Annotated in this window: 27 protein-coding genes, 1 tRNA gene and 1 pseudogene; 14 read left to right on the forward strand and 15 right to left on the reverse strand. The window is 63.7% G+C overall.

Annotated elements, in window-relative coordinates; genetic code table 11:
• Nucleotides 1-16: 16 nt before the first annotated feature.
• Nucleotides 17-547: a regulatory protein RecX gene (locus ASF28_RS03060; RefSeq protein ID WP_056087483.1), complete on the reverse strand. Its 531-nt coding sequence runs from the start codon at nucleotides 545-547 to the stop codon at nucleotides 17-19.
• Between the two features lie 163 nt (nucleotides 548-710).
• Between ASF28_RS03060 and ASF28_RS03065 the strand changes: the two genes are divergently transcribed.
• Complete coding sequence (locus tag ASF28_RS03065; RefSeq protein WP_056087486.1) at nucleotides 711-2,141, forward strand: TAXI family TRAP transporter solute-binding subunit; 1,431 nt, start codon at nucleotides 711-713, stop codon at nucleotides 2,139-2,141.
• A gap of 47 nt (nucleotides 2,142-2,188) precedes the next feature.
• Here ASF28_RS03065 and ASF28_RS22200 read toward each other — a convergent pair whose 3' ends face one another.
• Complete coding sequence (locus ASF28_RS22200; RefSeq protein WP_147709996.1) at nucleotides 2,189-2,407, reverse strand: hypothetical protein; 219 nt, start codon at nucleotides 2,405-2,407, stop codon at nucleotides 2,189-2,191.
• Between the two features lie 142 nt (nucleotides 2,408-2,549).
• Between ASF28_RS22200 and ASF28_RS03070 the strand changes: the two genes are divergently transcribed.
• Complete coding sequence (locus ASF28_RS03070) at nucleotides 2,550-3,095, forward strand: PAS domain-containing protein (protein ID WP_056087489.1); 546 nt, start codon at nucleotides 2,550-2,552, stop codon at nucleotides 3,093-3,095.
• Between the two features lie 378 nt (nucleotides 3,096-3,473).
• Entirely contained in the window at nucleotides 3,474-4,175 is a 702-nt protein-coding gene (gene ctrA, locus ASF28_RS03075; RefSeq protein WP_056087493.1) for a response regulator transcription factor CtrA, read from the forward strand.
• A gap of 286 nt (nucleotides 4,176-4,461) precedes the next feature.
• On the opposite strand, the gene irr is transcribed toward ctrA, so the two are convergent.
• Nucleotides 4,462-4,959, reverse strand: coding sequence for a Fur family transcriptional regulator Irr (irr, locus tag ASF28_RS03080; protein ID WP_443189705.1), 498 nt, complete (start codon nucleotides 4,957-4,959; stop codon nucleotides 4,462-4,464).
• 346 nt (nucleotides 4,960-5,305) lie between these two features.
• Here irr and fabA point away from each other — a divergent pair, with 346 nt between their 5' ends.
• From fabA to fabI, 3 genes are all read left to right on the forward strand, one after another.
• Complete coding sequence (gene fabA, locus ASF28_RS03085; protein ID WP_056087496.1) at nucleotides 5,306-5,872, forward strand: 3-hydroxyacyl-[acyl-carrier-protein] dehydratase FabA; 567 nt, start codon at nucleotides 5,306-5,308, stop codon at nucleotides 5,870-5,872.
• Nucleotides 5,873-5,961: 89 nt separating this feature from the next.
• Nucleotides 5,962-7,188, forward strand: a complete 1,227-nt coding sequence (fabB, locus tag ASF28_RS03090; RefSeq protein ID WP_056087499.1) for a beta-ketoacyl-ACP synthase I — start codon at nucleotides 5,962-5,964, stop codon at nucleotides 7,186-7,188.
• A gap of 280 nt (nucleotides 7,189-7,468) precedes the next feature.
• On the forward strand, nucleotides 7,469-8,302 hold the full coding sequence (gene fabI, locus ASF28_RS03095; RefSeq protein ID WP_056087502.1) for an enoyl-ACP reductase FabI: 834 nt from the start codon (nucleotides 7,469-7,471) through the stop codon (nucleotides 8,300-8,302).
• Between the two features lie 115 nt (nucleotides 8,303-8,417).
• Here fabI and ASF28_RS23145 read toward each other — a convergent pair whose 3' ends face one another.
• From ASF28_RS23145 to ASF28_RS03130, 7 genes are all read right to left on the reverse strand, one after another.
• Entirely contained in the window at nucleotides 8,418-8,837 is a 420-nt protein-coding gene (locus tag ASF28_RS23145) for a hypothetical protein (protein WP_056087505.1), read from the reverse strand.
• A 90-nt stretch (nucleotides 8,838-8,927) separates the two neighbouring features.
• Nucleotides 8,928-9,731, reverse strand: a complete 804-nt coding sequence (gene eutC, locus ASF28_RS03105; protein WP_056087507.1) for an ethanolamine ammonia-lyase subunit EutC — start codon at nucleotides 9,729-9,731, stop codon at nucleotides 8,928-8,930.
• A gap of 28 nt (nucleotides 9,732-9,759) precedes the next feature.
• Nucleotides 9,760-11,157 carry an ethanolamine ammonia-lyase subunit EutB gene (locus tag ASF28_RS03110; RefSeq protein WP_056087509.1) on the reverse strand — a complete coding sequence of 466 codons (1,398 nt, stop codon included), beginning with the start codon at nucleotides 11,155-11,157 and terminating at the stop codon, nucleotides 9,760-9,762.
• Nucleotides 11,158-11,257: 100 nt separating this feature from the next.
• Nucleotides 11,258-11,473: a SlyX family protein gene (locus tag ASF28_RS03115; protein WP_082476113.1), complete on the reverse strand. Its 216-nt coding sequence runs from the start codon at nucleotides 11,471-11,473 to the stop codon at nucleotides 11,258-11,260.
• Nucleotides 11,474-11,499: 26 nt separating this feature from the next.
• Nucleotides 11,500-12,249, reverse strand: coding sequence for an oxygen-dependent tRNA uridine(34) hydroxylase TrhO (trhO, locus tag ASF28_RS03120; RefSeq protein ID WP_056087514.1), 750 nt, complete (start codon nucleotides 12,247-12,249; stop codon nucleotides 11,500-11,502).
• Between the two features lie 51 nt (nucleotides 12,250-12,300).
• Nucleotides 12,301-13,182, reverse strand: a complete 882-nt coding sequence (locus tag ASF28_RS03125) for an AprI/Inh family metalloprotease inhibitor (RefSeq protein WP_056087517.1) — start codon at nucleotides 13,180-13,182, stop codon at nucleotides 12,301-12,303.
• Nucleotides 13,179-14,153 (reverse strand): 2-hydroxyacid dehydrogenase, encoded by a 975-nt coding sequence (locus ASF28_RS03130; protein ID WP_056087518.1) that lies wholly within the window; start codon nucleotides 14,151-14,153, stop codon nucleotides 13,179-13,181. The genes ASF28_RS03125 and ASF28_RS03130 overlap by 4 nt, the downstream gene beginning before the upstream one ends.
• A gap of 250 nt (nucleotides 14,154-14,403) precedes the next feature.
• On the opposite strand from ASF28_RS03130, the gene leuC reads away from it, so the two are divergent.
• From leuC to ASF28_RS22210, 5 genes and pseudogenes are all read left to right on the forward strand, one after another.
• Complete coding sequence (leuC, locus tag ASF28_RS03135; RefSeq protein ID WP_056087523.1) at nucleotides 14,404-15,816, forward strand: 3-isopropylmalate dehydratase large subunit; 1,413 nt, start codon at nucleotides 14,404-14,406, stop codon at nucleotides 15,814-15,816.
• Between the two features lie 98 nt (nucleotides 15,817-15,914).
• A tRNA-Leu gene (locus ASF28_RS03140) sits at nucleotides 15,915-15,999 on the forward strand.
• 116 nt (nucleotides 16,000-16,115) lie between these two features.
• Nucleotides 16,116-16,253 (forward strand): annotated as a pseudogene (locus tag ASF28_RS23655) (DUF6538 domain-containing protein); the annotation flags it as partial.
• Between the two features lie 201 nt (nucleotides 16,254-16,454).
• Nucleotides 16,455-17,492 (forward strand): tyrosine-type recombinase/integrase, encoded by a 1,038-nt coding sequence (locus ASF28_RS03145; RefSeq protein ID WP_244474870.1) that lies wholly within the window; start codon nucleotides 16,455-16,457, stop codon nucleotides 17,490-17,492.
• 24 nt (nucleotides 17,493-17,516) lie between these two features.
• Nucleotides 17,517-18,308: a hypothetical protein gene (locus ASF28_RS22210; RefSeq protein WP_157085307.1), complete on the forward strand. Its 792-nt coding sequence runs from the start codon at nucleotides 17,517-17,519 to the stop codon at nucleotides 18,306-18,308.
• 102 nt (nucleotides 18,309-18,410) lie between these two features.
• On the opposite strand, the gene ASF28_RS22215 is transcribed toward ASF28_RS22210, so the two are convergent.
• Both ASF28_RS22215 and ASF28_RS03155 read right to left on the reverse strand, forming a co-directional pair.
• Entirely contained in the window at nucleotides 18,411-19,751 is a 1,341-nt protein-coding gene (locus ASF28_RS22215; protein WP_157085309.1) for a hypothetical protein, read from the reverse strand.
• Nucleotides 19,752-20,108: 357 nt separating this feature from the next.
• Nucleotides 20,109-20,486 carry a hypothetical protein gene (locus tag ASF28_RS03155; protein ID WP_157085311.1) on the reverse strand — a complete coding sequence of 126 codons (378 nt, stop codon included), beginning with the start codon at nucleotides 20,484-20,486 and terminating at the stop codon, nucleotides 20,109-20,111.
• Nucleotides 20,487-21,336: 850 nt separating this feature from the next.
• On the opposite strand from ASF28_RS03155, the gene ASF28_RS03160 reads away from it, so the two are divergent.
• A complete protein-coding gene (locus ASF28_RS03160; RefSeq protein ID WP_056087535.1) occupies nucleotides 21,337-21,894 on the forward strand; it encodes a recombinase family protein in 558 nt (185 codons plus the stop codon).
• Nucleotides 21,895-21,910: 16 nt separating this feature from the next.
• Nucleotides 21,911-22,072 carry a hypothetical protein gene (locus ASF28_RS22220; RefSeq protein ID WP_157085313.1) on the forward strand — a complete coding sequence of 54 codons (162 nt, stop codon included), beginning with the start codon at nucleotides 21,911-21,913 and terminating at the stop codon, nucleotides 22,070-22,072.
• 1,541 nt (nucleotides 22,073-23,613) lie between these two features.
• Here ASF28_RS22220 and ASF28_RS21385 read toward each other — a convergent pair.
• The 3 genes from ASF28_RS21385 to ASF28_RS21390 form a co-directional block, all read right to left on the reverse strand.
• The gene (locus tag ASF28_RS21385; protein WP_200912637.1) at nucleotides 23,614-24,420 is read right to left on the reverse strand and encodes a TIR domain-containing protein; all 807 of its coding nucleotides are present in this window, start codon (nucleotides 24,418-24,420) and stop codon (nucleotides 23,614-23,616) included.
• Nucleotides 24,421-24,472: 52 nt separating this feature from the next.
• Nucleotides 24,473-24,922, reverse strand: a complete 450-nt coding sequence (locus ASF28_RS22225; RefSeq protein WP_157085315.1) for a hypothetical protein — start codon at nucleotides 24,920-24,922, stop codon at nucleotides 24,473-24,475.
• An 84-nt stretch (nucleotides 24,923-25,006) separates the two neighbouring features.
• The gene (locus ASF28_RS21390) at nucleotides 25,007-25,813 is read right to left on the reverse strand and encodes a TIR domain-containing protein (RefSeq protein ID WP_200912638.1); all 807 of its coding nucleotides are present in this window, start codon (nucleotides 25,811-25,813) and stop codon (nucleotides 25,007-25,009) included.
• A 485-nt stretch (nucleotides 25,814-26,298) separates the two neighbouring features.
• Between ASF28_RS21390 and ASF28_RS22230 the strand changes: the two genes are divergently transcribed.
• Nucleotides 26,299-26,616, forward strand: coding sequence for a hypothetical protein (locus ASF28_RS22230; protein WP_157085317.1), 318 nt, complete (start codon nucleotides 26,299-26,301; stop codon nucleotides 26,614-26,616).
• Nucleotides 26,617-26,670: the final 54 nt, after the last annotated feature.

A 26,670-nucleotide genomic window follows, 5' to 3' on the forward strand; every position in this document is an offset into this window, starting at 1 on the left:
CCGGATCGTCGCAGGCTCACGGGTCCGCGTCCGGCTCCATCTCCGCCTCGACGATGCGGCGGGCGAGCCCGTAGGCGAAGCCGGCCCGGGCCATGGCGGCGAGGTCGCGGTCGCGGTGGGCCTCGCGGGTGCCGGGCCGGCGCCACGGCCCGAGACGCCGGCGCCGGGCATAGGCGGCCGCCGCCGTCTCCTCGGTGTCGGTCCCCTCCGCGTCCGCCTCGTCGCGCTCCGCCGCCATGGCGTCGGCGACGAGGTCGCGCGACACGCCCTTTGCGGCGAGCTTGGCCGAGAGGGCCCGGGCCGAGGTGCCGCGCCGGCGCAGGGCCGCCATCCGGCCGGCGGTGAAGCGCGCGTCGTCGACGAGACCGGCGCTCACCGCCCGGGCCACCACGGCCTCGATGGCCTCGGCGTGCGCGGACGGGTCCTCGCCGCGCAGGCGGCAGCGTTTCTCCACCCGGCGCTGGAGGGTCCGCCGCAGCATCGCCACGGATGCGCTGTAGCGCTCCAGGTAATGCAGGGCCGCCCGCTCCAGATAGGCGGCGGTCACGGGCGGGGTCGGCTTGGGTGAAGTCGAACCGCTCAGCGCCGGTCTGGGATTTGCAACGTTCGAGGCCTTCATCTGTTCTTTACGCTTCGGACAGGTTTTCGGTTCAGGTTCGTCCGGATGATCCGACCCGGATGGTGATGATGGGCGAGGGCTCGAGCATGCTATGCCGGCATTCCTCCTGAGACGCGAATGGCTCCTCGTCGTGCTGGCCCTCGGCCTCGCGGCTTTGGCCGGGGCGGTGGTGTACCTGTCGCGCCCGACGACGCTGACCGTGGCCGTCGGCCCGCGCGACGGTGCCGAGGCGACCCTGCTCCAGACCTACGCCCGGGCGCTGGCCCGTGGCCACGAGGATGTCCGCCTCAAGGTCGTGCCCTACGACGACGTGCGCGATTCCGCCGAGGCCCTCCAGCGCAGCGAGGCCGACCTCGCCGTGGTGCGCCCGGACGTCCTCCTGCCGGAGAACGGCCTGACGCTCGCGATCCTGCACGACGAGGCGCTGCTCATCGTGGCCCCCGCATCGGCCGCCATCGAGAGCTTTCCGGACCTGTCGCGCAAGCGCCTCGGCATCGTCGAGCGCCATCAGGCCGACGTGCCGTTCGTGACCAACCTGCTGGGCTTCTACGACTTCACCGCCGAACCCCTCGGGGAGGCCGGAGCGGACAAGCCGATGGGTCCCGCCCGCGTCGCCCTGGTGCCGCTGAAGCCGGCGGATGTGACGAGTGCCGTACAGGAGGGCCGCGTCGATGCCGTGGCGGTCATCGCGGCCCCGGCCTCGAAGGCCGCCATCTCCACTGTACGCGCCGTGGAGGCGGCTTCCACCGAAAAGCAGGTGACTTTCGTCTCGGTGCCCGACGGCGAGGCCATCATCCAGCGGATGCCCGAGCTGCAATCGGTGACGATTCCCGCCGGCACCTTCGGCGGCCGTCCGAAGCGGCCGGAGGAGGACGTGAAGACCGTCGGCGCCTCCTACCGGCTCATGGCCCGGGGCAGCATCAGCCGCTTCACCGTCGCCTCCGTGACCCAGCACCTGTTCGAGTGGCGCTCGAAGCTCGCGCCGCAGGCCCCCATCGCCAAGCTGATGAAGGCCCCGGATTTCGATTCGAGCGTCGCCGCCACCAGCGCGCGCCTGCCCAACCATCCCGGCGCGGTGGATTATTTCGAGCGCGAACAGCAGACCCTGTTCGAGCGCTACGAGGATTACATCTACCTCCTGGCCTTCTTCGGCGGCACCATCGGCTCGGGCATCGCCTGGCTCGGCCAGCGCCTCGCCCGCGAGCGGCGCGAGCGCATCGACGTGGTGCTCGACCGCCTCCTCGACCTCCTGCGCGAAGTGCGCGGCGCCCGCACCCAGGACGACCTCGACGGCCTCGTGCGCGAGACCGACAGCCTCGTCGCCGACGTGGTCCAGCACGCCCGGGCCCGCAACATCGACACCCGCACCATCAGCGCCCTGATCCTCGCCATCGATGCGGTCCACGCCGCCGTCAACGACGCGCGCCGGACCCTGGACGGGCGCGAACCGGAGGCCACGCGCAACGCGGCCCGGACCCGAACGGCGCGCCTCCTGGCCCTCAACACGCCGGCGGCCGAGTAGCGGCGCGAGCCCCCGGGGTCGAAGCGAACCCACGCGCGGTCGAGCGGCTACGGCTCGCCGTCATCCCCCAGGGCCCGGAGAATCTCCAGGGCCCGGCGGCGCCCCTCGGGCGTCCTGATCCGGGACCAGAGCCGCAGGCATTCGTTCGCGTCCGCGACGCTGCCCGGCGTCGTCGGCTCGATGTAGAAATATTCCGTCGGCAGGTTGAGCGTCTCGGCGATCATGCGCAGGCGTGCACGAATCTGCGCGTCAGGGTCTTCGGTCATGTTTCCCGGCCATAAAGTCGCACCGCATGAACTCCATAATGGGTTGCGAATCTTATCAAAACACAGGATCGGTTGGCTGTATGATCAGCGGTCACACACGCGATACATCCTCGATGACGCTGGATTGAGGCAGGAGTCGCACGTGATCTTCGCAATCGATCCGATTGGGTCTTTAAGTCATATCAGTCAGGAATGGACCAAGCTCACGGGGCAGACCGTCGCGGCCGCCCTGGACCAGGGTTGGCTGTCGTGTGTCCACGACCAGGATCGCCCGGTGGTGAAGGATGTGTTGACGCGGGCGGCCGAGAGGACCTCCGAATTCAGCGTCCGGTTCCGCCTCTGCTCGACGGACGGCAGTCGGCGCTGGATCGGCGCCGGCGGCGTTCCCTCGTTCGGGCCGCCGGACCGCACCTTCCTCGGCTACCTCGGCTCGATGACCGAACTGGTGCCGGACCCGGCCAACGCCCTGCAGACCTACGGACAGATCGGCCGCTTCATCCCGCCCCCCGCCCACCCGGCGACGATTACGAACGATCATCTGGAATCGATCGCCGACCATCTTCTCATCGCCAACGCGATGATCGAGGACGACGGCGCGAAGGCCGCCCTGCCCGGTTTGCGCCAAGCCCTGTACGAGGTCGGGCGGGCCCTCGCCCGCAAGGTCGACGCCGAGCGGACCCTGAACTGAACCGCAGCCACCGACGGAGCGGCAGACGTCCCGCATCCGGGGGAAGGCCACCGCCCGGATGCGGCCGCGGTGCCGATCCCCGAAGCCGTGGCGGCCACGCGGCCCCTCGCGCAACCCAGTGTTTCGCGAGGCTTTCACCCATGCGGGGCGCCGCCTCACGGACGGTACGCGCCGCGCCAGCGGCTTCGCGCGACCACGCTCCCTCGACGATCAAGATCCTGTCGATGATGGGCGCGATCCTGAGCGTAGGGAAGCGGGTGCGGTGAGACCGGACCTCGACGAACCCGACCGCGCGACGGCGTTCGTCCGCCGTTCGGCATTAAGGTTTTGTTGGCAATGTTTGTATAGGAACGGGTAAATGTCTCAAGGAGCCGGCCTATGCGTGTCCTACTGATCGAGGACGATGCGTCCGTCGCGCAAAGCATCGAATTGATGCTGAAGTCCGAACGGTTCAACACCTACACCACCGACCTCGGTGAGGAAGGGATCGATCTCGGCAAGCTCTACGATTACGACATCATCCTCCTCGACCTGAACCTGCCCGACATGTCGGGCTACGAGGTGCTGCGCGCCTTGCGGGTGTCGAAGGTCAAGACCCCGATCCTCATCCTCTCCGGCATGGCCGGCATCGAGGACAAGGTGAAGGGCCTCGGCTTCGGTGCCGACGACTACCTGACGAAGCCGTTCCACAAGGACGAGCTCGTCGCCCGCATCCACGCCATCGTCCGCCGTTCGCAAGGCCACGCCCAGTCGGTGATCACCACCGGCGATCTCATCGTCAACCTCGACGAGAAGACCGTCGCCATCGGCGGCAACCGCGTGAACCTCACCGGCAAGGAGTACCAGATGCTGGAACTCCTCGCCCTGCGGAAGGGCACGACCCTGACCAAGGAGATGTTCCTCAACCATCTCTACGGCGGCATGGACGAGCCCGAATTGAAGATCATCGACGTGTTCATCTGCAAGCTGCGCAAGAAGCTCGCCAACGCTTCGGGCGGCCAGAACTACATCGAGACCGTCTGGGGCCGCGGCTACGTCCTGCGCGACGGCGTCGCCGAGATGCGCGCCATCGCCAGCTGAGACAGGACGGTGGTGCGGGGAACGCATCGCCGTCCGCCTGTGCGGCGGCGGATATCCGCCGAACGCAACAACCGGTCGGGCTCGGCGCGGTTGCCATGAGGCCCGCACGGGTGACACGGATCGTCCCGTTGCACCGCCGTGCTCAGGGCAGGTTTCAACCCTGCAACCTCCCTTGCTCTCCGCCCACTCTGACCCCATCGAACGCGGATGCCGCCCGCGCACACGAAAAAGGCCCGGTCGCCCGGGCCTTTTTCGTGTGCACAACGACGGAAGAGCGTGGGGACGATCAGCCCTTGCGGGCGCTGGCGCCCCGGCGGCGCAGGCGCACGATCACCTCGACGCCGGCGATCTCCATGCCCTCGGGGGCATCGGGGAGCGAATCGACGGTGATGCCGCAATCCGGCATGTCGAGGACCTGACCTTCCTCTTCGAGGAAGAAGTGGTGGTGCTCGCTCGGATTGGTGTCGAAATACGCCTTCGATCCGTCGAGGGCGAGCTGACGCAGGAGGCCGGCTTCCGTGAACTGGTGCAGGGTGTTGTAGACCGTGGCGAGCGAGACCGGCACCTTGGCGCGCATGGCCTCGTCGTAGAGCATTTCCGCCGTGAGATGGCGGTCTCCGCGGCCGAACAGGAGCCAGCCGAGGGACAGGCGCTGGCGGGTCGGTCGCAGGCCGGCCCGGCGCAGGCGATCGCGCAGGTCGGACAGGGGACAGCCACGCCGACCGGCGACGTCACCCGACGGAATGGAGGTCCGTGCGTTCAGCATGGCCTGCAACGGCTGCATGTTCGGAATCGCGGTGGCTGACATTTCACCCAAACTTCGGTCTTCACATCTGCGTTTATACGGAACCCGCCGCGTTGCCGCAAGCCGAGGTCAGGGGCCCCGACGCCGGCAAGCCCGGCTGTGAGCGCATATCCCCCCTCCCCGCGCCCGGCATCCGCACGCGCCATGGCGCAGTCGCGGGCGCAGTCGTTTCGAGGCGCGATCCGGCACAGCTTTGAGGCGCACCGGCCCTGTGTTAACGAAGCGCCGTTTTCCGGCCCGTTCCGCCGTCGCGGAACGGCTCTTCCCGCGCGGCGGATGCCAGCCCGTCACAGATCCCCCTCCTCAGAGGACCGATCCGCTCATCATGTCTTCCGCTTCCGATCCCACCGCACCCACCGGCACCCCGGCCCCCGCCCGGGCGACGCAGTACTCCTACGAGGACTTGCTGGCCTGCGGGCGCGGCGAGCTGTTCGGGGCCGGCAATGCCCAGCTGCCCCTGCCGCCCATGCTGATGTTCGACCGCATCGTTTCCATCGGGGCCGAGGGCGGCGCCAACGGCAAGGGCCACGTGCTGGCGGAATTCGACATCCGACCGGACCTCTGGTTCTTCGGCTGCCACTTCAAGAACGATCCGGTGATGCCCGGCTGCCTCGGCCTCGACGCCCTGTGGCAGCTCGTCGGCTTCCACCTCGGCTGGCTCGGCGCCCCCGGACGCGGCCGGGCCCTCGGCGTCGGCGAGGTCAAGTTCACCGACCAGGTGCTGCCCACGGTGACCAAGGTGGTCTACGGCATCGACATCAAGCGGGTGCGCCTCGGCAAGCTCGTGCTCGGCATCGCCGACGGCTGGCTCGAGGCCGACGGCACCCGCATCTACGAGGCCAAGGACTTGCGCGTCGCCCTGTTCCAGGCGCAAGGCTCGCCGGCCGCCTGAGGCGAAACGGTTGAGATCGGCGCGCCAGCGTCCTAACTGACGACGACAGGGTGCCGTCCGAAGCACCGGCGGCGGAGAAGAAGCGGTCCATGCGGCGTGTCGTGATCACCGGGATGGGCATCGTCTCGTCCATCGGCAACAACACCGACGAGGTCCTGGCCTCCCTGCGCGCGGCCAAGTCCGGCATCGCCCATTCGGATTCGTATGCCGAGCATGGCTTCCGCAGTCAGGTGGAAGGCCGGCCGAGCCTCGATCCCGAGGGCATCGTCGACCGCCGCGCCATGCGGTTCCACGGCGGCGGCACCGCCTGGAACCACGTCGCCATGGATCAGGCGATCCGCCAGTCCGGCCTCGAGGCCGGCGACATCTCCAACGACCGCACGGGCATCATCATGGGCTCGGGCGGCCCGTCGACGAAGGTGATCGTCGAATCCGCCGCCATCGCCGTCGAGAAGGGGCCGAAGCGCGTCGGCCCGTTCGCGGTGCCGAAAGCCATGTCGTCCACCGCCTCGGCGACCCTGGCGACGTGGTTCAAGATCAAGGGCGTGAACTATTCCATCGCCTCGGCCTGCGCGACCTCGAACCACTGCATCGGCAACGCCGCCGAGATCATCCAGGGCGGGCGCCAGGACATCATCTTCGCCGGCGGCTGCGAGGACCTCGACTGGACCCTGTCGGTGCTGTTCGACGCCATGGGCGCCATGTCGTCGAAGTACAACGACACCCCGGCGAGGGCGTCGCGCGCCTACGATGCCAACCGCGACGGCTTCGTCATCGCCGGCGGCGCCGGCGTGCTGGTGCTGGAGGAGTACGAGCACGCCAAGGCCCGCGGGGCCACCATCTACGGCGAGATCGCCGGCTACGGCGCCACCTCCGACGGCTACGACATGGTCGCCCCCTCCGGCGAGGGCGCCGTGCGCTGCATGCGCCAGGCCATCGGCGGCCTCAAGGGCGCGCCCATCGACTACATCAACCCGCACGCCACCTCGACGCCCGTGGGCGACGAGAAGGAGATCGAGGCCATCCGCGAGGTGTTCGGCCGCGGCGACGCGTGCCCGCCGATTTCGGGCACCAAGTCCCTCACCGGCCACTCCCTCGGCGCCACCGGCGTGCAGGAGGCGATCTACTCCCTCCTGATGATGAACAACGACTTCATCTGCGAGAGTGCGCATATCGACGAGATCGATCCGGCCTTCGCCGACATGCCGATCCTGCGCGAGCGCCGCGACGGGGCCAAGCTCGGTCACGTCCTGTCGAACTCCTTCGGCTTCGGTGGCACCAACGCCACCCTGGTGCTGAAGAACGTCGACGCCTGAGACCGTCGGAACCCCCGGACTCCGGCTGCGTTTTCCCTGCAACACGCAAGGATAAAGCGCATGCTGTGGTTCACCCTGGGCACCGTCGGTGGATTGGCCGTCACCGGTCTCGCGGCGGTCTATGCCAAGCAGGCCCTGATCGACTGGGCCCGCGCCGACACGAACGGATATTTCTAGGCCGTCCGTCGCCCCGAATTGGACAGGTCCGCGACCCGCACGCTAAGCCCATCCCCAGGGATGAGTGCGGCGGCCAATCGCGGCCACGTCCACGGGGAAACGCATGACGGGTTTGATGACGGGTAAGCGCGGCCTCATCATGGGGGTCGCCAACAATCATTCCATCGCCTGGGGCATTGCCTCGGCCCTGCACAAGCACGGTGCCGAACTCGCATTCACCTATCAGGGGGAAGCCCTCGGTCGTCGCGTCGCTCCCCTCGCCGCATCCCTCGGGTCCGACACCGTCATTCCTTGCGACGTTGAGGATATCGCCAGCGTCGACGCGGTGTTCGCCGCCCTGGACGCGCGTTTTCCCGACGGGATCGATTTCGTCGTCCACGCCATCGGATTTTCCGACAAGAACCAGCTCAAGGGCCGCTACGTCGATGTGACCACCCGCGAGAACTTTTCGCGGACCCTGGCCATCTCGTGCTTCTCGTTCACCGAGATCGCCCAGCGCGCGGCCAAGCGGATGCCCCGCGGCGGCTCGCTCCTCACCCTGACCTACGGCGGCTCGACCCGGGTCATGCCGAACTACAACGTCATGGGCGTGGCCAAGGCCGCCCTGGAGGCGTCGGTGCGCTATCTCGCCGGCGACCTCGGCCCGGACGGCATCCGGGTCAACGCCCTCTCGGCCGGCCCGATGCGGACGCTCGCCGGGGCCGGCATCGCCGATGCCCGGCTCATGTTCAATCACCAGAAGGCCCACGCCCCCCTGCGGCGCACGGTGACCCTGGAGGAAGTCGGCGGTTCGGCGGTGTACCTCGTGTCCGACCTGTCCGGCGGCGTCACCGGCGAGGTCCACTTCGTCGATTCCGGATACAACATCATCTCGATGCCGCGCCCGGACGTCCTTCAGGCCCAGGACGAGGCCGGCGTCATCGACGCCACCGCCTGAAACCGTCCCGTGATCCGAGGATCACGGGACGATGTTCCGTGTGGGCCGTTCCGCACCGTTTCGCCATGCTCCGGAGGTGCGGCCCTCCCCTTCCGGGGAGGGACGCGTCTACGGATCAGTCTTCGGCGTCCACGGGGGCGTCCCGGTGGTGGGACATGGGAAGCGGCGTCCCGAGCCGATGCGACGCGGGCCGGATCATTTCCTCCGACGGGATCAGGGCGATGCTGGTCGAGACGAGGCCCGCCATGGCGCGCACGTCCTCGGATTGGCGTGGATCGCGGGAAACGGCAGCGGCCTCGCGCTCGAGACGCATGTTGCAGGCCTTCGACGGCAGACCGCCCGACGGCGTACAGGCATCGTGCCGGGCGCAGGCCGCGTCGAGGGCATCGATGGGCGGCAGCGGTGCATTGTTGCCGGGGCCGCAATAGTTGCCGTGGACCAGCAGGGGCCTGTCGAGGCCGTGTGCCGGCTGTGCCGCGGCGGGCAAACCCAGGGACAGGAGCAGCAGGAACGGTGCGGTGCGGGTGATGATCATGGTGCTTGGGCCATCTCTCGAGCAAATCACCCCCTCAGGTGATCTGGTACGCCAGCGTCCCCAAGGAGCAGCCGGCGTTGTCTCAAGCCTTTAGCCTGACGGGGGTTCCGCATTGCGGGATCGACCCGCCGTCGCAGGTGGAAGTCCAGACGCGTCCGGTTCGACGCCGAGGCTAGTCTTGAGGGCGACGCCCGTCACACCGCGCTGCAGGGCCTCGCGGGCGAGCCGGACCAGGGTGTCGGCGGCGCGGTCGATGGACAGGCCGCCCCGGTCGTGGATGTTGGAGATGCAGTTGCGCTCCGAGTCGCGCCGGCCCGGGCGCGGTCCATAGGTGACGTAGATCCCGAGGCTGTCGGCGACGCTGAGGCCGGGGCGCTCACCGATGAGGACGGCGCACAGGCGCGCGCCGAGCATTTCTCCGATGGGGTCGCCGATGGCGACGCGGGCCTGGCTCGCCACCACGACGGGGCCGACCGAGAGCCCGTCGAGGCGCGCGAGGCAGGCATGGATCAACGGGGCGGCCTGGCTCTGCACCGCCATCGCCGACAGGCCATCCGCCACGACGAAAACGAGATCGACGCCGTCCGCCGCGCCGTGGAGGGTGCTGTCCGGGTCGAGGGTGCGGCCGAGGTCGGGCCGGCGCAGGTAGGTCGCGCGGTCGGGGGCGGCGCTGCGGACGCGCACCACCGGATGGGGCCGCAACGCGTCCTCCAGGGCCGCGACGTCGAGGGCGGCGTGAACGGCGTCGCGGGCCCTGGCATGGGCGAGCTGGAAGTCGAGCACCGCCTCCAGGGGCATCGCGTCGCCCCGGCGTCCGAGGCCGATGCGGGCGGAGGTCGCCGACCGGAGGGCCGCCCAGCGGTCGGCGGCGGTGGCGGGCGTGCCGTCGCTCATGGTGAACCTCTCCTCCGATCCAGCCGCATCATACCACTCGGCTCGCGCGGTCCATGAGGCGGGTCAGGCTCGGGTGGCGGGGTTCGAGCTCGCGGATGCCGCCCTCCGGCGTGGTCATGCCCATCTGGTCGAGCCATGCCTCGAACTCGGGGGCGGCGCGGACCCGCAGGGTGGTGCGCAGGGTCAGCACATCGTGGAACGACAGGCTCTGGTAGTTGAGCATGATGTCGTCCGAGCCCGGCACGGCGATGAGGAAGCTGCACCCGGCCACCGTCAGCAGGGTCATCAGCCCGTCCATGTCGTCCTGGTCGGCCTCGGCGTGGTTGGTGTAGCAGACGTCGCAGCCCATCGGCAGGCCGAGCAGCTTGCCGCAGAAATGATCCTCCAGGCCGGCGCGGGCGATCTGCTTGCCGTCGAAGAGATATTCCGGGCCGATGAAGCCCACCACGGTGTTGACCAGGAGCGGCCGGAAGGCGCGGGCGACGGCATAGGCGCGGGCCTCCACCGTCTGCTGATCGACGCCGTGATGGGCGTCGGCCGACAGCGCCGCGCCCTGGCCGGTCTCGAAATACATGACGTTGTCGCCCACCGTCCCGCGCTTCAGGCCGCGGGCCGCGTCGTGGGCCTCGGCCAGCACCGCGAGATCGACGCCGAAGCCGCGGTTGGCCGCCTCGGTGCCGGCGACCGACTGGAACACGAGATCGACGGGGGCGCCGCGCTCCAGGATGGCGAGGGCGTTGGTGACGTGGGTCAGCACGCAGGTCTGGGCGGGAATCGCGTAGTGCTGGCGCAGCTCGTCGAGCATGGTCATCAGCGCGCCGGCGTTCTCGACGCTGTCGGTGGCGGGGTTGATGCCGATGCAGGCGTCCCCCACGCCGTAGAGCAGGCCGTCGAGGACGGAAGCCGCGATGCCGCGCGGGTCGTCGGTGGGGTGGTTGGGCTGCAGCCGCGTGCCGAGGCGCCCGGGCAGGCCGATGGTGGTGCGGAACGCCGTCACCACCCGGCACTTGCGCGCCACCACGATGAGGTCCTGGGCCCGCATCAGTTTCGACACCGCCGCCACCATTTCGGGGGTCAGGCCCGGCGCTAGGGCGGCGAGGACCGCGGAGGTGGCCGCGTGGGACAGGAGCCAATCGCGAAAACCCCCGACCGTGAGGTGGGCCACGGGGGCGAAGGCGGCGGCATCGTGGGTGTCGATGATGAGCCGGGTGACCTCGTCGTCCTCGTAGGGGACCAGAGCCTCGGTGAGGAACACCCGGAGCGGCAGGTCGGCGAGAACGCGACGGGCCGCGATCCGCTGGGCATCGCTCGCGGCCGCCAGCCCCGCCAATTCGTCGCCCGAGCGCCGGGGCGAGGCCGCGGCGAGCACGTGTCGGAGGTCGGAAAAGCTGTAGCGCTCGCCGCCGAGGTCGCACCGGTAGGCCATGGCCCTGTCTCCCGCACCGGAGGCCTACGAAGCCACAGCCCGGGGCACGTGTCGAGGCGGCCCGGATTCTCGGGCGGACCGCGCGATCCGTCACGGGCGATCAGTAATGCGGGGGCGGCGGCTCCGGCGCATGGGTGCCGGGGCGGCTTCCCGCCTCTTCCATCTCCTCCGCCAGCTTCGCCATCCGCCGCGTGAGGGCGTCGATCTGGCGCCACTGCGCGGTGATGGTGGCGTTGAGGTCGTCGATGACCGCATCCTGCTCGGTCAGGCGCATCTCCAGGGCGTCGATGCGGAGGCCGAGGTCGGGGTCGCTCATCTCGGGGTCGCTCATCGCAGGGTCGCTCATCGCAGGGTCTCCGGGGCGTGGTCGGGCCGCTCCACGAGGGCGGGACCGAGGGCGATGCGGCCGTCGAAGACGAAGCAGTCGCCCGTCCAGCGGTTTTCGGAGTCCGGCACCGTCTCGAGGTAGCGCAGGATGCCGCCCGCCAGGGTGTGGACCTCGGCGAACCCGCGGGCGCGCATGTAGGCCCCGGCCTTCTCGCAGCGGATGCCGCCGGTGCAGAACATCGCCACCTTCGGGTGCGCCGCCGGGTCGAGCCCGTCGACGTAGGCGCGGAAGTCGCCGAAGCGCTTCGTGCCCGGATCGACGGCCCCGGGAAAGCTCCCGAGCGCCACCTCGAAGGCGTTGCGGGTGTCGATGAGCAGCAGCCCCGGCGTGTCGAGGAGCCCGTTCCAGGCCTCGGGGGCGACGGGCGTCGCCGGGGCCAGGGCCGGGTGGGTGGCGCCGCCGTCGAAGGTCACGATCTCGGGCTTCACCCGGACCTTGAGGCGCCCGAACGGCGGCGCGTCGGCCGAGGACAGTTTGACGTCGAGGTCGCCGAGGCGTCCGCCGAACAGCGGCCCGGTGCGGAGGGCATCAAGGAACGTCGCGACGGCGCCGGCTTCGCCCGCCACCGTGCCGTTGATCCCCTCGCGGGCCAGCAGCAGGGTGCCGGTGATCCGGAGATCCCGGCACAGGGCTTCGACGGGCGCGCGGACCGCGGCGGCATCCGGCAGATCGACGAAGCGGTAGAGGGCGGCGACGGTGAGCATCGCGACGGCATAATCCGGGGGCGTGCCAGGGGCAAACGAGACGGGCGATCCCTACCGGGAGGGCGCCGGGATCCGGCGCAGGACGAAGGTGACGCCCACCTCCGGATCGCGGCGCCAGCGACCGTCCCCCGTGGGGATGAGGTTGACCGTGTGCCCGCGCCGGGCGTTCAGGACGAGCCGCCCCCGCGCGAACTGCCAGGACACGGGATCGAACACGCTGAGGCCGCTGTCGCGGCAGCCGTCGAGGAGCCGCACGGGCGCGGGCGCGGGCGCGGGCGTCAGCTCCAGGCGGCAGACATCCTGGTCGCGGTAGCGGTCGAGGGTGTAGAGGCCGGCCGGGGGCGCCTCGCCGCCGAGATCCGTTTCGGCCGCCAGCGGCGCGGATGCCGGTGTGCCCGCCGGGGGAGTCGCCGGGGCCGGCGGCGGCACCGGCGGCACCGCCGAAGCCGGCGGCACCATGGCGACGATCTGCAGGGGCACGAGGCTGTAGTGCTCGCCGGATTCCGTCTGCGCCACGAGGCTGCGCGCGTCCGGCCGGCGGGTGAAGGGCAGGACCGGGCGGACGTTCTTGTCGACGAAGCGCAGGGTCCCGTCGGTGAACAGCCAGCCGGCGACGCCGTTCAGCACCGGCAGGGCGCGGCGGCATCCGGCGGGAAACGACAGGCGCCGCCCGGCCTCGCCGCTCTCGCTCGACAGGGTCATGACGCAGCGCCGGGTGCTGCCGTCGCGGGACAGGTCCCAGGTGCCCGGCACCCCGGCGATGTCCTTGGGCAGGCTTTCGACGAACGGCGTCGGGGGGACGGTCTCGGACGCAGGCGCGTCCGTCGGCGCCGGAACGGCCCCGGGCGGCTGGGCTTCCTGCGCCACGGCGAGGCCGCCCACCGCGAGGGCCGCGCAGACTGCCAGCGCGCGGGCCGATGCGGCGGCGCTCACGCTCCGGCGCTCCGGACCGGCACGGGCGTCTCCGGCACCGGGGTCAGCGGTCCGCGGCCGGCGAACCAGTGGGTGAGGTTCTCGACGACGAGGCGGCCCATGGCCTCGCGGGTGTGGACCGAGGCCGAACCGACATGCGGCAGGAGCACGACATGGTCCATGGCGACGAGGTCGGCCGGCACGTGCGGCTCGCGGGCGAACACGTCGAGTCCGGCCCCGAGGATCGTGCCGTCGCGCAGGGCCGCGACGAGGGCGGCCTCGTCCACCACGCTGCCGCGCGCCACGTTGACGAGGATGCCCTGCGGCCCGAGGGCTTCCAGCACCGCGGCCCCGACGAGGCCGTCCGTCTCCGGGCCGCCCGGCGCCACCACCACGAGGACGTCGACGGCCCGCGCCATCTCCACGAGGGAGGCGTGGTAGGCGTAGGGCACCTCCGCCTGCCGGCGGCGACCGTGATAGGCGATGGCGACGCCGAACCCTTCGAGGCGGGTGGCGATGGCCCGGCCGATGCGCCCGAGGCCCAGAATGCCGACGGTTCGCCCGCGCAGGGTCGGGGTCAGGGGATAAGGCTTGCCCGGCCAGTGGCCCGCCCGCAGGTAGCGGTCCGCCTGCGGGATCTGGCGCAGGGTGGCGAGCAGCAGGCCGAGGGCGAGGTCGGCGACCTCGTCGGAGAGGACGTCGGGGGTGTTCGTCACCACGATGCCGCGCGCGGCGGCGCAGGCCGTGTCGATGGTGTCGTAGCCGACCCCGAAGCTCGCCACGATCTCGAGGTTGGGCAGGTGCGCCAGGAGGGCGGCGTCCACGGGCGCCTGCGCGCCCGTCGCCATGGCGCGGATGCGCGGGCCGATGGCGGCGTAGAACGCCGGGCGGTCCGGGGCGGTGTCGGCCCGGTGCAGGGTGAACCGCTCGGCCAGGGCCTCCATGACGCTCGGCTGCAGGGGTTTGAGCAGCAGCAGATCGACGGGCAGCATGGGGGACCTTCTGGCGGGCCTTCGGGACGCCGGTACGCGGCCCCGGAGGCCGCCCGTCCGCTTTAAGCCGAGGACCGGGGGCCGGTCCAGTGAGGTGGCGCCGCCCCCCACACCGGGCCTCGCCATGCGAAAACCTCGCCGCAGCCATCCGACGGGGGCCGCACGCCCCACTTTCGCCGAACGGTCTGGAACATTACTAAAGGGAACCTGGGCCTCGAGGCCCGCCGAGAAACGCGAAGACAACCCAATCATGACCGCGCCGCGCACCCTCTACGACAAGATCTGGGACGACCACGTGGTCGATGTCGAGCCGGATGGCACCAGCCTCCTCTACATCGACCGCCACCTCGTCCACGAGGTGACGAGCCCGCAGGCGTTCGACGGGCTGCGCGTGGCCGGGCGCCGGGTGCGCCACCCGGAAAAGACCCTGGCGGTGGTGGACCACAACGTCCAGACCTCGGACCGCAGCTTCGGCATCGAGGACCCGGAGAGCCGCATCCAGCTGGAGGCGCTCGCCGAGAACGTGCGCGAGTTCGGCATCGAGTTCTACGACGCCCTCGACCGGCGCCAGGGCATCGTCCACGTCATCGGCCCCGAGCAGGGCTTCACCCTGCCGGGCCAGACCATCGTCTGCGGCGACAGCCACACCTCGACCCACGGCGCCTTCGGGGCCCTGGCCCACGGCATCGGCACCTCGGAGGTGGAGCACGTCCTCGCCACCCAGACGCTGCTGCAGAAGAAGGCGAAGAACATGCGCGTCACCGTGGACGGCACCCTGCCGCCCGGCGTGACGGCGAAGGACATCATCCTCGCCATCATCGGCGAGATCGGCACCGCCGGCGGCACCGGCTACGTCATCGAGTATGCCGGCGAGGCCATCCGCGCCCTCTCGATGGAGGGCCGGATGACCATCTGCAACATGTCCATCGAGGGCGGCGCCCGCGCCGGCCTGGTCGCGCCCGACGCCACCACCTTCGCGTACGTGAAGGGCCGACCGAAAGCGCCGCAGGGCGAGGCGTTCGAGCGCGCCCGCGCCTACTGGGAGACCCTGGTCTCGGACGAGGGCGCGCATTTCGACCGCGAGGTGCGGCTCGACGCGGCGAACCTTCCCCCCATCGTCAGCTGGGGCACCAGCCCCGAGGACGTGGTCTCGATCTCCGGCGCCGTGCCGGACCCGGCCCGGATCCTCGACGAGAACAAGCGCCAGTCGAAGGAGAAGGCCCTCGACTACATGGGCCTGGTGCCGGGGACGAAGATCACCGACATCGCCATCGACCGGGTGTTCATCGGCTCGTGCACCAACGGCCGCATCGAGGACCTGCGGGCGGTGGCCAAGGTGGTGGAGGGCCGCAAGGTCCACGCCAACGTCTCCGCCATGGTGGTGCCGGGCTCCGGCGTGGTGAAAGCCCAGGCCGAGGCCGAAGGCCTCGACCGCATCCTCAAGGCGGCGGGGTTCGACTGGCGCGAGCCGGGCTGCTCCATGTGCCTCGGCATGAACGCCGACCGCCTCAGCCCCGACGAGCGCTGCGCCTCGACCTCGAACCGCAACTTCGAGGGCCGCCAGGGCCACCGCGGCCGCACCCACCTCGTCTCCCCCGCCATGGCGGCGGCGGCGGCGGTGGCGGGGCACTTCGTCGACATCCGCGACTGGCCGAACGCCTGAGCCCGACACCGCGGAGCGGGCTCGCGAAAATCCCGATTGACGGGTGCCCCCGCTCCGCCTAAACGAACCCACGTCGGCGCCGCGAGCGGCTCCGGCGAGCCCAGGTGGCGGAATTGGTAGACGCGCTGGTTTCAGGTACCAGTCTTGCAAGAGGTGAAGGTTCGAGTCCTTTCCTGGGCACCACCGCTACGGCGGGTTCCGCAGTGAAATCAAGCAGTTAGGTATCGATAGGCGACCCTGGTGGTGATACACAGGGTGTTACAGTGCCATCGATCCTGCTTGATACCGGTGTTTTCCGAGTGACAGTCCGCCACGTTAGAACCAATCGGCAGGGCAGTTCCCTTTTCTATCATCGCCGTATCCCTGATGCGCTTCAGTCCCACTACGCGGGCAAGAAGTTTCGCCGTGTCAGCCTCGGTACCCGTGACATTGCCGTAGCTGCCCCCAAAGCTGCCAAGCTCGCCGCTGAGGATGATGCCCTGTGGGCCAGCCTGAGGTCTGAGGAAGGACAGCGGGCTCGCCTGACCACTCCTCAAGTCCGTGAGGCTGCAAGGGCTCTCCTGGCCTCCCTGGGGCTATCCTCTGGCGACCTAACCAAGCAGAGCACTTGGATGAATGGGCCTGACGCCGGGGAGGTCATGGAGGACTATCTCGCGAAGCGTCACGGGACCGCCTACGAGGACATCCGGCATGACCATAGGATGCCAAGGGAGGCCCATGAGGCCTTTTGGAGTCCCGTGGAGCATGAAGCCTTCAGGATTCTCAAAGACGACCCTACCAAGCCTCGTAGGCTACTCAGCGATGCCCTGGCGGTCTATCTGAAGGAGCACGACAAAGGTGGTCTCCCGAAGTTTGCCGGGGACACTGAGCGTGCAATTGGCCACGTCTTCTCCATCGTAGGTGACTTCCCCCTAAATACGTACCGCCGTGATCATGCAGTGTCAGTGCGAGACGGATTGCTGAAGGGGGGCAATAAGACAGCTACGGCACGTCGGAGGCTCAATACCATCAAGGCCGTTTTTAATAAGGGACTTATTGAGTTCAACATGGGGGCTCATCGAAACCCATTCGAGAAGCTCACGATCGCGAAGGAAGCTCAGGACGCTAAGGAGCGGGAACCCTTCACCTTGGATGAACTAAAGGTCATCGCTGAGGCCTGCCGCATCAAGGATGATGATATCCGCCATATAGTCGCCCTACAGGCTGACACCGGGGCACGCCTTGGAGAGATCGTAGGCTTGCGAGCGGAAGACGTGGTGTTGGAACACGAAACCCCACACATCCGTATCAGGCCCCATGTGGCTCTTGGGCGTACCCTCAAGACCGTCCACAGTGAGCGGGATGTGCCCCTGGTTGGTGTGTCCCTGTGGGCCGCTGAGAGGGCTGTGAAGGCATCCCAGGGCTCCGCATGGTTGTTCCCCCGGTACGCTGAGAACGGCAACGTGAAGGCCAACAACGCCTCTCAGACGGTCAACAAATGGCTGTCCAAGACCATGAAGCTCGGGAAGACCACCCACAGCTTCAGGCACGCCATGAGGGACCGTTTGAGGCATGCCGGAGTACCGGAGGAGTTTCAGAACCTCATCGGTGGATGGGGCTCACGGACCATTGGGCAAGGGTACGGCTCTGGGTATCTCCTCAGGCAGATTCGGGAGCAAATTGGGAAGGTGGTGTAGTCAGTCAGTCTGAGGGGGTTAGGTGTGTCCCAGAGCAAGACGAAGGAGAAGCGCAAGGTACGTTTTCTGAGGGACCACCCAGTGTGCTGCTTCTGTGGTGGCTCGAAGATCACTGAGACCTGGGACCATGTGCCTCCCAAAGCCTGCTTTCCCGAGGGGCACTGGCCGGAGACCTTTGAGTTCCCTGCGTGCTTTGACTGCAACTCGTCCACCAAGGATGCCGATCAGATATTCGCATACCATTCGATGTTGATGGATTACGACCCCCGCAATCTCAGCGTCAAGGATGCCCGAAAGCTCCACTCTGGAATCAATAACAACTATCGTGAGGCCTTACCCAAGTTGAACTTGAGCGCCAATGAAGCTCGTTCGGCGCTGCGACACGCAGGTATCTCCAAGCCCCCGGGAATGCCGCTGAAGGACGTGCCAGTCGTCCTCATCACGACAGCAGCGAGGGACTCGATAGTTACCACAGGGAGGAAACTCGGGTGCGCACTGTACTATCGGGAAACTGGAAAGATCGCGCCTGGTTGCTACGGCCTGCTGATTAGCTGGCACCAAACCCAGAATCCTCATATGGCAGACGTAACGCAATATCTCGAACAAGCCCTCCCAAGCTTCACGAGGGCAACCCGAAGAACGATCAAGGAGTACGGCAATAGGTTCTGCTATTGGTCGGGCGAAACCGAAGGACTCTTTGTGTTTGCCACACGGTTCGGTCGCGGCCTGATGATATGGGGCATAGTGGCCCCCAAGGATCGACTTCAAGACTATGAAGGCTGGGGCGATGTCTGGCCGATCTTTGGGAGCGCATAGGGTTGGAATGCGAGTGTTTCGGAATGCATGCCCTAACGGCTTTGAGGCATTAACAAGAATATATTCTCACCATCTCAGCATCCTATGTCGGACCAGCTTGGCTTATGCAGCCAACAGCACCCCCCGGTGCCCTAGGAGCCCCAAGGGAGCCTTCGACACTACGACTAGCGCAATCCCCAAGACCTCCTCTGAAGCAGCCTCCATGGCCTTCCTAGCGGCCTCCTGATTGCTCTCAGCGACCATGACACCATCGTGCATTCCTAGCGCCACAATCCCCTGAGCCATCAGCTTATCTAGAGCGTTCATTAGGATCGTGCTCTCGGTGAACATCAGCTTGAGACCGAGATTAGTCCTGAATGCGCCCACAAGGCCCGGGTGCTTGATTGCTAGGGCTTTCCGTAAAGCTTCCGCTGTGGTGCCTTCAGGCAGGTCCTGTAGGATTTCAGGCACGTCCGCAGCACCACTATTCAGCAGTGCATTGAAGCCCGCCTTGACCCCATCCCGGTGTGTTGGATGCTCCATATCATACCCAGCAAGGATGCCTGTCAGATCATATAGATCGCCCTCAGGAGGCTTCTGATCCATGTGGATGTACGCGAGACGGGCGAAAGCGTTCTTGTAGTCCAAGTCAGAGATAGGCTCTCCGTTAATCCGGAGGTGCTGTCTGCGATCCTTCCGAAGGTTCTGCCAGTAGCCACCAAATAGCCGGCCATTCAGGTCCCATCGGATATCGAGGGCATCCATAGTTGTGAATATACGGCACATGGTCCGATCCTCAGTGCAAACCTTAGGGGCAAGTCCATCATCGATAAACGCAAGATCGGATGAATTTAGGAGCCCATTGAGTGAACGAACCCATGCCCGGTCATGAGCTACACATGCATCGTCCGTCTTATAGTTCACTTGGTGTCTGCGTTTGATGGGGGCCTCATCCCTCCTAACTATGTACCTGTATGTGATGCCCAGGATAACAACTTCTTCGTCTAGGTCTCTGCCAAAGTCACTTGGCTCAATGCCACAGCGTTCCACCTCACCTATGAAGGCCTCAGTAGGTCTTATAGTGGAGGTTCGGATGCCACATCGTCCGCCACGAACAGTCAGGACATCGCCTTTAAGGAGTCTTAGTGCCTTCCTGATAGTGCTGATGGTCAGCGATGGGTGCTCATAGCGTGTGAGCCCATGTGCATCGTCTTGGATAAGCGCGAGACATCCAGTGTTGCTAGGACGGACCACTAGATAGGCCAGATTGACGACTAGAACCTCTATAGCTCTGTCGAAGGCGGCTTGGTGTTTGAGGCTGCGCTTGCGCTTGCGCTTCTCAGTGTTAGCTACCTTGAGCGCATGAGTGGACACTAGGCGCTTCAAAGGCTCCCCCTGAGCAATGAGCCAATGGTCAAGCCAGCGATCCTTAGGTTTCTTGTGTTTATTAGAGTTTGAGTTCATAGTTATCCTTGGTTATCTATGTATATGTACTAGCAATGAATATCATTGAAGGAGGACCTACAGTCTCCTTGGATGTCCATAGATGGATGTAGGTTGAACCTAGTCCCCTTTGGCTACTATAAGGCAAGCCGATAAGGACAGCGGGGCTAGACTGTGAGCCATCCTACTCAGCGGTCCCTCAGGGATGCTGGAGAGATTGCCCTGGACGCCCTTTGAGCCGCTGTGAGTATCCCAGCATCCTACGAAGCCCGAGCCCACCCCCTGGGCTGTCCTGAGCCCCCCTGCGGCCCGCTGTAGCGTCACTCGTCGTACCTGGGCCTCACGAGCCAAGTCGCTGAGGATCGGGGCTGACGGTGCCTACTGGGGGGCCGTAGCCATCGCCTCAAGGTCCTCCTGGGACTGTATGTGTTCCTGGGCTTGCCCCTCTGCCTGAGCGTAGTCGGCCGCTAGGGCTTTCTCATGCTCCCGAACGGTATTGAACAGCGCCCCTTCATGTTCATTCCTTGGTGCCGCCCATTGACCGAACGATCCGTCGTCCTTGAGGAATGCCCACTTGCTCAGGTCCTGATCGGTTTCGACTGCCGGTCTGACACCCATAAGGGCGTCTAAGAGGTCGTTGTGTTGCCAAGCTGTCTGGATGCCTTGACGTCTGAGCCCGAGCATGAATCCGAGATCGCTGGCGTCCGGTAGTCTCGACTGCTGGGGGGTTCTCTGTGTTGGGTCGATTATCGTCAATGCTGGTCCTTCTCCCATAGGTCATCGTGGGCGCCCCCTAGTATTCCCGGGGAAGCCTCTAGACCTTGCTTGGATGGATAGGATATCCGCCGTCTTGCTGTGTGTCTGGCGGGACAATCGTTTCGTATCCAAGCGAACGACTATGTGTCAAACGGCTCTAGGGTACGAGGATGTGTGGTCCTCTGCGGTTTGACCCCAAGCCACTGAGCGTCCTGACAATAAAAATTATCACCACTACCAAACCTAGCGTCGGGGTAGTGTCAGCTAGGGTTAAGACCTTGGACTGTCGGAACGATTTCCCCTCGGGCTCAACTCAAGCCCCCCTCGACCTCTCCCGACTTCGCTCACGAGAGCTTGTCTGGGCCAGCACCTCCTTGAGCTTATGAGTAGGGCCTCAGTGGGGATGATTTGCCCCAGCTTGCTTCATCCTTGGCGCCCCACCAGCTCCGCATCGTCAAGCGATGGGACGTAGGCACACCATGCGCAGTGCCCATTATCGGCCGCTTGTCGAGCGTTGTGCTGCGAACACTCCGGGCAGACTTTGAGGACGAACCTGTTTCCTCTCCGAATTGCACGGCCTCGGCCCCGGAAAGTGATTTCATCACGGATCGAGGTGGTCACTGAGTGTTCTTTCGACTGCATGCAGTCCCCACAGAATGGCCATCTGCATCCCAAGTCCGAGGGTAACATAGGTGAATCTAATCGAGTAGCAGGCCGTCAGTCGCAGAAGGGTACACCGCCACGATACATCCCGATGTTACAGCGATGCACGTCACAAAACGGTTGACCGTGGCCTTCTGATACACCAGGATGATTGGGTCTAGATCGTTCTGTTACAGGACCTGCCCAAATGGCCGTCTACGGTTACGCCCGCGTGAGCACCACCGACCAAGACCTGAGCCTTCAGGAGGCCGCCCTTAAGGCTGCTGGCTGTGAGGTCATCCGCTCCGAGAAGAAATCCGGCACCACCACCACGGGGCGCACGGAGCTTCAGACGCTCTTGGACTTTGCTAGGAAGGGGGACACGATCATCGTCACTCGTATCGACCGCCTAGCCCGCTCTATTGCCGACCTTGCGTCCCTGGTGGACGCCTTGGAAGCGAAGGGTGTGATCCTGCGGGCCACGGAGCAGCCCATCGACACATCCACGGCTGCCGGTCGGTGCTTCCTTCAGATGCTCGGGGTGTTCGCTGAGTTCGAGACCAACCTTCGCCGGGAGCGTCAGCTTGAGGGGATCGCCAAGGCCAAGGCAGCGGGGGTGTACGAAGGCAAAGGCCGTCCAGCGTCCATTCCAGCGGATAGGGTCCGTGAGATGCACGCGGCAGGCAGTGGCCCCTCAGCTATCGCCAAGGCCCTTGGGATCAGCCGCATGTCCGTCCACCGGGTCCTGAACCCTAAGGCTGCCTGAGAGGAACACCATCATCATGTTCTGGTTTGTCATACTCGGGATTGCCTTCGCCCTCATGTCGTTCTCGCAGAAGGCCTGGGGCAACCCCCTAACAATCATCGGCTTTGGCTGCATCGCCTTCTGCATTACCGCCCTTCTCGGCGTTGCGCTGAAGACCATCGGCATGTCGCTGGGCTAGGCCCAATGACCCCGGTGATGCCCCGTGATTTGTCCTGATGGATGGTCTCGGGGCTGTCTCCGCTCTGGGGGCTAGGCGGCTAGTGTGCCCTCCGGTCGGACACGGGAACCTAGGGAATCCACCCTGGGACTCCTGGGCGGGTCCTCTCTCAGCTCATTTTCTGGGACAGCCCCCCCCCGCCACCCCACTTCAAAATATCGGCTAAAGGTCGAGTTGTTGTTGGACCTTCGGCTGTCGAGTGACGCCATAGGAAATTGCTGAGGCTCCATCTAACGGGTCCTCCCTGAGCGACAATCTCAGCCAGCCCTCTGATGTCGCACCGGAAACAATGGGGCTACAAGGTTCAAGCGATGCCGCTGATGTACCCCAGGGGCTGGCAGCCTAAACATACGCGTTTCTAAGGTATACGCCCTTCTATATTTGACACCTAGCAAGCTCACGGACATCCAATGCTTGGCCGCTGGATAGACAGACGGCGCATCTCAGGCTTGGTCATGCAGATCATCGACATATTCGTCCTCGCTGGAAGCTTTCAGACCCCCGCCGCAATCTATCCAGTCACTCGGGCAGCACGCCTATGATGTAGTGCACAGTCCCCTAGAGAGTGGGCCAATGATGTGCTGACGGTGGCATCCCTCGAACACCTCGCTGCAATCGTCAACAGCATCCCCGACAGCTTCATGACGATAACTATGTAACTAAGGGGAGGCCCATTCCGGGTCTTTTTGTCCCGACGCATGCCCATTTCCATCGGACAGGTATTCATTTGATGCTGAAGATAGCTTCCTCTGACGGCCTTGTACCTACAGACACACGTGCGCTGATTCGCTTATTCTGGGCCTTGGATCGATTCCGGGAGGTGTATCCCAAGGCGACCCTCCGGCAGGTCTCAGCTTTCCTGGCAGTGGCTATAACTCCGGGCTACGGCCCCATCGAATACGCCAAAGCTCTCGGGACCATTCAGCCCATCGCCAGCCGCTGGCTGCTCGACCTGGGGGCATACGGTAGGGACCGCGAAGACCTGGGCCTATTGGAGCGCAGGACTGACCCAGAATGCCACCGCCAGGTTCAATACACCCTTACGCCTGAGGAGGATGAGTTAGCCCGTAGGATTGTCGAGGTTGTCCGGGGGAAGACCGGGACGCACTAAGGATCGAAAAGAATACAACTAATGCTATGTTTAATCATTCTGCATCGATTTAGCCTAAAAAGCAATTATTTCGGCAATAGGCGATTCATGCAAACGGAGCGTCGATAAGATCGCTCAGTACGTATCAAAATCTTCGCAGTGAAAGTAGATCAAAAATAAGACCCTGAGAAATGACGTCAAGATTTTAGTATTAACCATCCAAGTAACACTCTGATTTTAATTGTCCCGTGTGAACCAGAAATGGATATTTCATTTAGCATTTATTAGTTGCCATCTCGAACTGAAAAACGGGGCTCGTGCGCTTAAGTTTCCTCATCTAAAAATAATTTATTGGTAATGAAACACCACCGTCACCCAAAAGAATTTAAATATCAAGCAAATTAAGGCGCAACTACTTTAATACATACCCCGCAGCAATCAGCTCTCTTCTGATGCCATAGGCCACTTCTTCAATTGTTTTCTCAAACTTTTTGTAAATCAGTCCGCTTAAATCGCTCGGTATAGTAACATTACCGCGATACAAGCAGCATGTTCTACCGCGGCCCAAACGTCCTACAAAAAAACCAAACTCAAAGATGACATTTGGTCGAGCTCGTCGCTCTTTTCTCCTGTCTGCGTCAGACTTAACCTCATCCTCAGCAAGATAGGCAATTTCGTCAGGGGTCATAAGAATAAAAGCGTACCCCACGTCTGAGTAATGTTCGAATTTTTCAATTAGCACTCGACCTCCGTCAGGCTGCCTGTGCAAAACCACTGGCTCAAGACCCATTTCGGCAAGAATGATTTCGAGTTCTTGTTTCGCAACATTATCGTGCCCATGCACTACGAATATTTTGTTTGAAAAAGCGCGAGGTCCTGATGCGGCGTCACTACTCACAATCAATTCTCCAAATGTGTCTTTTTCAATAATTTCAAGCGCAGTCGTTAGAGCTCCAATGTAACACGATTTTGCTCTTTCAAAATGATCAGCATCATTGCCAATGACGACCTCTGCTTGCGCAGATTTTATCAATCGGCTTGCCGGGGAATTCGCTTCGAAAAGCCTTTCAATTGCGCCACTGACTCGTGTTTTCCAGGCAATCCACGGGATTGTGTAAGCCATGGGATACCCATAGCTAGAGTGAGAAGCAAAATTTTGGAAGTTAAACCTCTCTCCGCTATGGATAAGCTCTTGTATTATGTTCTTTGCCCCTTCCAAAGCCTTCTCCTATATCAGCTAAATTTTAAAAAATCCGCGTATTTGTTAAAAGTTATTCTTTTGGTAGTTGTTTCGGATCAGCGCCATTCCCAGAATAAGATGACAACATTCGATCGATGATTTGCTCCTTTCGAGCCATGACTTCAGAGGTCGCCGCCTCAGATTGTTTCGACAAATTTCTAAGATTCGCAAGCTGTATGTATGCCTCTCCTGCCGATCCCAGGCCAAACAGGAATCCCCCCACCACCATCATAGTTATCGACATTCCATCCGAGAATGAAATTTTTAGAAGGAATGGCGTGACCGCAGATACCGACGAAGCAAGTGACAGGCTTATTGCGGCGCCCATCAAGGATAAACCGGTTGTCGTCGTTCTCTTAAAAGGGCTAGACGATATTATTCGTTCTGCATAATCATTATAAGCCTTATATATTTGCGTTGGGCTAACACTGAAAACTCTCCTTAAGCGAATGCTAATTCTATTTTTTTCTTTGTTTTCCATATCTTCCCCCTGCATCGTTAAATAAGTAATAAATTTAACTATGGGCGATGATTAATTCCCCATAGATCTAGCAATTTTCAAAAGCTATTTTAGAGAATAACCCGCCGCTTTAAGTTCCTTTGATACACTCCATGCCGTTTCTTCGACAGACCGCTCAAACCTTTTATAGATCAGGCCGCTCAAATCACTTGGTATAGCTACATCACCTCGATAGAGGCAGCACGTCCTACCTCGTCCTAGCCGTCCTACAAAAAAACCGAATTCAAAAATAACATTTGGTCTAGAGCGTTGCTCTTTGACCCTATCCGTATCTGGTTTTTCGTTTTCACTGACCAAATATGCAATTTCATCAGGCGTCATAAGCACAAATGCATATCCGACATCTGCATAGTGTTCGAACTTTTCAATGATTGTCCGACCGCCATCAGGCTGCCTGTGGAGAACTACCGGCTCAAGACCCATTTCTGTCAGCAAAATCTCGAGTTCCTGTTTTGCTACTTCGTCATGCCCATGAACAACAAAAACCTTGTTTGTATAGGCTAAAGGCGCTGTTGCAGTATCCGTATTTTGTGTTACCTCGCGGAATGTATCCGCCTCCAACGCCTCGCTTGCAGCAGAAAGCGCCGACATGTAGTATGTCTTAGTTTGTTCGAATATTTGAGGGCCCTCCCCCAAAGGATATTTTCTTTCTGCTGCCTGCAGCATCTTCATTGCAGCTGATTTACTGTCGAACAATCGAGAAATTGTGCTATTAACACGTGCTTTCCAGCCTATCCAAGCGGGGGTATAGCTATTTGGCATGCCACGATAATTTTTGTATGAGAAGTTTTCGAAATCGAATGAGCTTCCGGCATTGTAGAGATTATCAATCTGTTCTTTCGCCCCGTCCACGACCATAACTCCGTTAGAAAGCCGGTTGGAACACACTCTACATATTCCCACCGCGTCAGAAAGATTTAAATAGCGGCGGTGTTACTGGCTCGGTGGAGCCGATTGGTGCGCAACAGAGGTATCATCGAGCCAGCCCCAGAGCACATGTGTTAACGGTGTTACATCAGGTGATACAATTTCCTTGAGATCGGCATATATCTGTATTAAAACAACTACTTAGCATAGGGTGCCTTATGCCTTTTTGCCTTTCCTGGGCACCAATTTTCTGAGAAGCCGTTGCGCCTCAGAAACTTAAGTTCCGCGAAGCAGTTACGCCGAGATGACCGTGATACATTGGCGTGTCACGAATGCTCTTTCGGCTAGTCCATCCGGTGAAGCGCACCGACTCCTCTCACTCGCAGTTTGCCCAGCGCATCCCCGTTGATGTGCGAGACCGCGCCGTTGGCCGGACGCTGATAATCCCGCAGGGCGCTGGGACCGTTCGCGTGACCATCACCGCGAGCACGGAGGCCATCCGCTTCTCCCTGCGCACCCGAAACCCGAGCAAGGCCAAGGCGCGGCAAGCCCAAGCCTGCGCGTACCTTGAGATCACCTGGGCCGCATTGCGCACGGACCGCCCGGTCGGCTTGAGCCACCGCCAAGCCGTCGCCCTGTCGGGTCACCCCTATGCCGCGTGGGCAGATGGGGGCGCGGATCGCACCATCGCCGTTACCCACACCGAATGGTTGGGTGCGAGACCGCTGCACGCCCGACGAAGAGCGTGCCGCTTTCAAGGATCAGGTGAAGAAGCTCGATGCCTCTGACCTCGCCAACCTTGCGCCCCCCATCTCCATGAGCCTTCAGCCCCGATCCGAGTG

Source organism: Methylobacterium sp. Leaf99, assembly GCF_001422375.1.
Classification (GTDB): domain Bacteria; phylum Pseudomonadota; class Alphaproteobacteria; order Rhizobiales; family Beijerinckiaceae; genus Methylobacterium.